The organism is Limnospira sp. PMC 1279.21, assembly GCF_032349615.1.
GTDB classification, from domain to species: Bacteria; Cyanobacteriota; Cyanobacteriia; order Cyanobacteriales; family Microcoleaceae; genus Limnospira; species Limnospira fusiformis.
This window is the reverse complement of the sequence record NZ_JARPLU010000023.1, coordinates 35,606-41,989: the sequence shown is the minus strand read 5'-3', so window position 1 is coordinate 41,989 and position 6,384 is coordinate 35,606. Positions and strand designations below refer to the sequence as shown.

Annotated in this window: 6 protein-coding genes; 3 read left to right on the top strand and 3 right to left on the bottom strand. The window is 42.3% G+C overall.

The features are described from left to right. Positions 1–173: 173 nt before the first annotated feature. The gene (gene cysH, locus P5683_RS05680) at positions 174–995 is read left to right on the top strand and encodes a phosphoadenosine phosphosulfate reductase (RefSeq protein ID WP_006626217.1); all 822 of its coding nucleotides are present in this window, start codon (positions 174–176) and stop codon (positions 993–995) included. Positions 996–1,261: 266 nt separating this feature from the next. Here cysH and P5683_RS05675 read toward each other — a convergent pair whose 3' ends face one another. Both P5683_RS05675 and P5683_RS05670 read right to left on the bottom strand, forming a co-directional pair. Next, a complete protein-coding gene (locus P5683_RS05675; protein ID WP_006626216.1) occupies positions 1,262–1,780 on the bottom strand; it encodes a heme-binding protein in 519 nt (172 codons plus the stop codon). Positions 1,781–1,785: 5 nt separating this feature from the next. Next, entirely contained in the window at positions 1,786–2,757 is a 972-nt protein-coding gene (locus P5683_RS05670) for a thermonuclease family protein (protein WP_006626215.1), read from the bottom strand. A gap of 445 nt (positions 2,758–3,202) precedes the next feature. Here P5683_RS05670 and P5683_RS05665 point away from each other — a divergent pair, with 445 nt between their 5' ends. Next, on the top strand, positions 3,203–4,126 hold the full coding sequence (locus P5683_RS05665; RefSeq protein WP_046321254.1) for a MauE/DoxX family redox-associated membrane protein: 924 nt from the start codon (positions 3,203–3,205) through the stop codon (positions 4,124–4,126). On the opposite strand, the gene P5683_RS05660 is transcribed toward P5683_RS05665, so the two are convergent. Beyond that, the gene (locus P5683_RS05660; RefSeq protein ID WP_006626213.1) at positions 4,123–5,016 is read right to left on the bottom strand and encodes a phosphorylase; all 894 of its coding nucleotides are present in this window, start codon (positions 5,014–5,016) and stop codon (positions 4,123–4,125) included. The genes P5683_RS05665 and P5683_RS05660 overlap by 4 nt on opposite strands. A gap of 287 nt (positions 5,017–5,303) precedes the next feature. Between P5683_RS05660 and dusA the strand changes: the two genes are divergently transcribed. Next, complete coding sequence (gene dusA, locus P5683_RS05655) at positions 5,304–6,308, top strand: tRNA dihydrouridine(20/20a) synthase DusA (RefSeq protein WP_396442545.1); 1,005 nt, start codon at positions 5,304–5,306, stop codon at positions 6,306–6,308. The last annotated feature ends 76 nt before the right edge of the window (positions 6,309–6,384 follow it).

The window sequence follows — 6,384 nt, the reverse complement described above, 5'->3', positions numbered from 1 at the left end:
TGCTATCGTTGCATTGTCCGGGAACAACCGGAAAAATGTCGCGTAAATGTATCAGTCAAATATTCACAAGAAGGATGGTTATTCGTATGCCAACTAAGTGCTGCCCCTCGTTTACTCCGGCAGCCAGCCCAGCTGAATACAGCTATGGCGGGGGTCTCTAGGAGGGAAAAAAGATGACGAATTTGAGTCTAATTAATTCCAACGGACAATCTGCATCTATCCCGTCAGACCAAAACGGGTGCTGTGACGATCGCACTTTAGAGCAACTGGATCTCGATAGCATTAACGATCGCCTCAAAAATGCTAATGCTACTGATATTGTGAAATGGGCTGCGGAAACTTTTGGGTCAGGGTTGTTGATGAGTACCAGTTTCGGTATCCAATCGGCTGTGATGCTACATCTAGTTACCCAGGTAGTTCCAGATATTCCGGTGATTTGGGTCGATACGGGTTATCTTCCCATTGAAACCTACCGCTTTGCTGAAGAATTGACTCAGCGCCTCCAACTCAATCTGAAAGTCTATCAATCTTCCCTGTCTCCGGCTAGGATGGAAGCACTTTATGGTCGTCTGTGGGAACAAAATGATCTCGAAGCCTTTAACCGCTATGACCAAATCCGCAAGGTTGAACCTATGCAACGGGCTTTAAACGAACTTGGGGCTACGGCTTGGTTGGCGGGACTTAGGGCTGATCAGACCGCACACCGCCAAACTTTGCGTTCTATTGATTACCAATCGGGTCGTTATAAGGTTTACCCGATTCTTAATTGGCATTCCCGCGATGTCTATCAATATCTAACCGCCCACGACCTCCCCTATCATCCCTATTTTGACCTCGGTTACACTACTGTTGGTGATTGGCATTCCAGTCGCCCGGTGACTGATAGTGATCAAAGCGATCGTGATACCCGGTTCCGGGGACTTAAACAAGAGTGCGGCTTACACCTTCCCCAAAGCGACGAAGAAGCCAAGAGCTTGGATTCTAGTTCCCTCTAACATAGTCCCGCCTGTTATGGTTACACCCAGGGCGATTCCCCGGTATCGGTCTATTCTGATAATTAGATTAACTTTTGTAACAAAAAATTAATAATTGTTACAAAAATTTCTGGTTGGGGGTCGCGTCTTGATTTTGGGGTGAGGCTGTGGTATTATTTATATAATGGGGAAATACACATTTTTTTTTGACTAAAACATTCCAATTATGAAAAAAGAATATGTCAATATTATATGATGAGTCGCCAAAACTTGTCAACCCCCAGCGGTTAACGGGGAGTAATGGGGATTTGTACTTCACTATATTTTAAATAGGGGGGAGTCATGGGGGAATTATAAAACAAGCGTCTTGGGGGTCCAAAAATTTGATATTCGGGATGCTGTTGTAACCAGTCTTTCAATTTATCCAAATGTATTTGGTAGCTTTCCCAGGTATAAGGACCTTGAATCCCAATGCTAACGACGATCATTTCTGGGGTATCTGTTACGGTGACATCAGAATCAACAGTTTGGGGATTAATTTCGGGTTGAGAATATAAAAAAGACACATCAGCCGCCGATGTTTCTTCCCAGGAATCTTCCTGTAAATATCGCGCCTCGACGGGGGTTGTCATGGCGATATTATTAGTGCTAATATGTTGAAATAGGGGGTTGAATGCCATGCGGGTGGCGATGGTTAAATCTCCCTGATGACGGTAGGTAACAGCCCGATAATGGGGGTATTTTTTAACTTCAATAGTTCCAATGGCTGTGGGTTCTGGGAATCCTTTTGGTAAATCGGCTGGCATTTTTCTTAACTCCTAGATTCAACAATTATCTTTGATTGTACATGATCAGGCTCCCCAAGTGCTATCAATTGCTGTAAGTGATGTGGTGTAGGACAAAAATCAGATAATTGCTGTGGGTGATTTATGGTGATTTCGGGTTTATCTCGATACATAATAACCCGACCAGTAATATAAACATATCCTCGACCGAGACCAGCATATCGACGATTAATCAATCGGACAATGGGTGCATTTTTATCGCTTTTGGCTTCTGGTATCCATAACTTGATAATATGGTCTTTTGACCCTGTATGAATTAAGGCACTATTACCAATCCATTTGGTGATACCATCTTGTAAGTCACAAAATACAGTAATCCATTGTTGACTAGCGGCGGCGGCTAGAATTTCGGGATAATCAAAACGGACAGAAAGCACTCCGGCTGTTTTGCCATGATGGCGATAATCTTGAATAATACTATCCCTTAATGACCACCAACAGCTTAATAGTTCATAATCACGAAATGGCTTATTTTGAGGTAAATTACGATTCCAAATGATGAGATTATGGGATTGAGCGATCGCTTCTGCTTCCATCATTTGGCGGTGATAAAATTGCGATCGCCCATATTTAATATAATAGGGACTCCAACCTTCTTGAATTAATCGCAAGTTATAATTATCATCGCCCTTATGAACATAGCAAATCAAACGACCATAGGTATCTCGGTATTTGTCTAAGCAGACTTTTAAGGAATCATGACTATCAAATTCCAAATCAACTTGGGTTAAGGTTCCATCAGCTTCGGTGAAGTATTTTTTAGCCATAGCTGAAGCCTCTATTCCGGTTTGCGTGACAGGTTTGGAACCTTTAGCAAATGATTCCTCGGTATCAACGCAATGCAATCGCAGAGGTTCTCGGCGACCATTTAGCAAGACTTTGATAGTATCTCCATCTACAACTTTAGTAACTTGTAGGTTGTTAATTCTAGTTCCCACTTTTCTATAAGTATACTGGTAATTTACAAGAGTCTTCTATAGCAGTTATTAACCTGACTGAATTATGAAGTATTAAGGGATTGTTTCATGGGTATTAATCAGATTTTAACTTATCTAATCCCTCACTGCTAACCCCTCTCCCCAATAGGGTAAGGGGAGTTTAGATGTAGATCAATCAGGAATTGCTATAGATTTTATGTCCCTCCCAAATAAGCAAGCGATCGCCTCAGTTGGGGATACCAAAATGAGGTAAAGCTACTATTGAAGATAAACAATGATATCATAGATATGGGAAGGTTAAATCTTGAACAATGCAAAGTTTTATCACATAATTGTCAGATGTCCTTTCCCCAGTGTATATAGGTTTCCCTGGGTCTCTAGTTGATTCGGGGATAACCTGTAGGAAGCCCAACCCCTGTGATTAACGCTTAACCATGATTTAACTATGATATCCGCAACATTAGCTAATTTTGGTATTGTATTTGTCGGAAGTGTATTTTTACTAACAGCGATCGCCAAAATTATTGAACCTTGGAAATTCGCCCAACACATCGCCCAACTGAGGCTATTTACTTCTGGGTTAATTGAACCGATAACCATCACTTTTATAGCTGTTGAAGCGACCATAGGAACCGCGTTAATTTTCGGGGCGACACCCGCCATTATGATCCCGTTTAGTATCATAATTTTAATGGGTCTGTCGTGGTTAACTTATGGGAGTACATCGACGGGAAAAACGGAAGATTGTGGCTGTTATAATGGCTGGCTAAAAATCACCCCCAATCAAAGTTTACTGCTGAATTTATTATATATTATTTTCCTAGGTGTAGGTTTAATTGGCAACTATAACACAGGGACTATTTTATGGCGGTGGATGATTGTTATAGCGACGTTTTTAGTTAGCTATACAGCCGCCTCAGCTTCCCTAGCCTATTTAGATATTCATGGCTATCCATTCCTTGATTTAGCGCCGATTCAAGCTAACCGACCCTGGCAAAATCAATGGTTAGGAGAAGCAGTAGATTTAGACCTCAGTTTGGGTTCAAAATTAATCGTTTTTATGAGTCCCCGCTGTCCTCAGTGTAAGGACTGGTTACAGGTGTTAAAAATTGTCCATGATTGCCCGGAATTGCCTGATGTTTTAGGGGTTGTCGCGTTTACTAATTATGATGAAATGCGGTGGTTTGTTGATAGTTATCAACTCAATTTTTCGGTGGTCGCTTTAGATAGCGTAGCATACGATCGCCTAAAAATTGATACTGTCCCCACCGCTGTAATAGTGGAAGATGGTATCATCCGAGAAAAATGGGTGGCGGGAATGCCTGCATCATTTGTTCAACGCATTAAACAGGCGCTATCTGTAGCTTAAATAGGGAAAGCCACAGACTTGAGAATAGTTAAGGGTTGTTGTTGCTTTAGTTGTGCCAATTGTTGATGATTACGAACCAGTAGCGCCCCCGCAAACCCTAAAGAATTAACGGATATGTCGTCCCAACTTTCTTGCGATCGCGGTATAATTAACAGCCAATTTCGAGTCGCCAATAAGTTATAATGTGTGGCGGGTTTCCCATTATCATTAATTGAGATTTTCAGGAAATCCAAGGATTTTAAATACTCTGCCAAAGTTACTTGGGCGGCTAATTTATAATCATTGACTAAACCGGGTTCAAATAATGATAAAGTATGGCGAAACTCAAAGGGGGGTATTTTACCGATTGAACCGGAAAAAATACTAGATGCGATCGCCTTTTCAATCGGTACATTTAAACCATTAGGAATTAGGGGAAACGGCACAAGTTGAAGGTGTTTATGGCGTTGACTAGCCCCCGCCTCTCGACCACCATTATAGAAGGCTAAACCGTCAATTTCGGTCAAAGCCAGCCACATAGCCTCAAAATCTTCTAAGGTTAGTAAACTATCCTGTTCTTGAAAATCCCGCGTTACTATCAACAGATGATAATCAACGACATTAAACTTATTAAGTAAACCCACATGAGTAGCTGATAAATTCTCGACAAATAAATCAGGGTCATAAGGTAAAAAAGGATTAAATTCTACCCCGGTGGCGGTCTGGGTTTTTTCCTGCTTTTCCTGGACTGTAGCCTTGCGTTGTAGATTATCTATCACCCTGACCAAAAAAGGGATTTCCGCCTGTTCAATGAGCTGATAATGGGTGCTAATAGGCTGTAATGCACCGACCTCTAAAGCCCGTGCGGTTTGCTGTTGAAGTTTTAACAGTAATGTCCCTGGTTCTAGCATGGTTAATTATGGACTCAGTAAGTAATCAGTAAGCCCACTAATTATATCAAGTTTTACCTGTAATTTTTTGCCTAATCACGGGTTGATTAATATCGATGATGTCATGGGGGAAGATATGGCGCAGAGTGATGAGTTAATCCGGGCTGAACATTGAGCAGTTGGTGAGTATTGATCAGATATTTGGGCGGAATGGTTGGGGGGAAAGATTGCCATAAAAATTAGTCATGGTATACTATTATTAGATAGTCTTAGATACTCTAATTATAGTATAGTCTATGATTTTAAACATGACAGCTATCAGTCCACAACTGAGGTTAAGTGAGGACAATTATCAAAGTCATATCCTGAGTATTGCACCCATGATGGATAGGACCGATCGCCATTTTCGTTACTTCATGCGACAAATTACCCGCCGTCCCCTACTGTATACAGAAATGGTGACAAGTGCTGCAATTATTAACGGCGATCGCCACAAATTACTGGACTTTTCACCAGAAGAAAAACCCCTCGCCTTACAGGTTGGGGGAGATGATCCTAATGAACTGGCGACCTGTGCTAAAATCGCCGAAGATTGGGGTTATGATGAGATTAACCTCAACGTAGGTTGTCCGAGTGCGCGGGTGCAAAATGGTAACTTTGGCGCTTGTTTAATGGCGGAACCGGAAAGAGTTGCTCAAGCCATCTCAGCCATGAAAAAAGCCGTTAATATTCCGGTAACAGTTAAGCATCGTATTGGTATCGATAATCGCGATCGCTATGAAGATATGGCCGCATTTGTGCGGGTGGTCGCCGCCTCTGGGTGTCAGCGTTTTACTGTTCACGCGCGCAAAGCATGGCTACAAGGATTAAGCCCCAAAGATAACCGAAATATACCCCCCCTGCGTTATGGAGATGTTCACCGTCTCAAGGCAGAATTTCCCGATTTGACAATTGAAATTAATGGAGGATTTACTACCCTTGAACAGGTGAAACAACAACTCACAAAAGTTGATGCGGTAATGATTGGTCGCGCCGCCTATGATAATCCCTATTTATTTGCGATCGCTGACCGAGAAATTTACGGCGAAAATATCAACCCACCCACCCGTCATCAAGTAGTAGAACAAATGCTTCCCTATATCGAAAATTGGTTAAGTCAGGGAGGGCGACTTAACAGCGTTGTCCGCCATATCCTACAACTTTTCGCTGGACAACCAGGGACTAAAGCCTGGAAGCGATATTTAAGCGAAAACGCACACCTTCCCGGTGCTGGGGTGGAAGTAGTTAAAGCCGCTTTAGCCGAGGTTCCCTGACTCCCAAAAGCGATCGCACTTTTCAGTCAATATAAAAAGGCGATCGCCTCTGACAACAACATCTAACCGACCACAT

Coding starts and splice junctions, on each gene's coding strand:
- P5683_RS05675 (WP_006626216.1), bottom strand. CDS start 1,780: ATGCCAGCCGATTTACCAAAAGGATTCCCAGAACCCACAGCCATTGGA.
- cysH (WP_006626217.1), top strand. CDS start 174: ATGACGAATTTGAGTCTAATTAATTCCAACGGACAATCTGCATCTATC.
- dusA (WP_396442545.1), top strand. CDS start 5,304: ATGACAGCTATCAGTCCACAACTGAGGTTAAGTGAGGACAATTATCAA.
- P5683_RS05660 (WP_006626213.1), bottom strand. CDS start 5,016: ATGCTAGAACCAGGGACATTACTGTTAAAACTTCAACAGCAAACCGCA.
- P5683_RS05665 (WP_046321254.1), top strand. CDS start 3,203: ATGATATCCGCAACATTAGCTAATTTTGGTATTGTATTTGTCGGAAGT.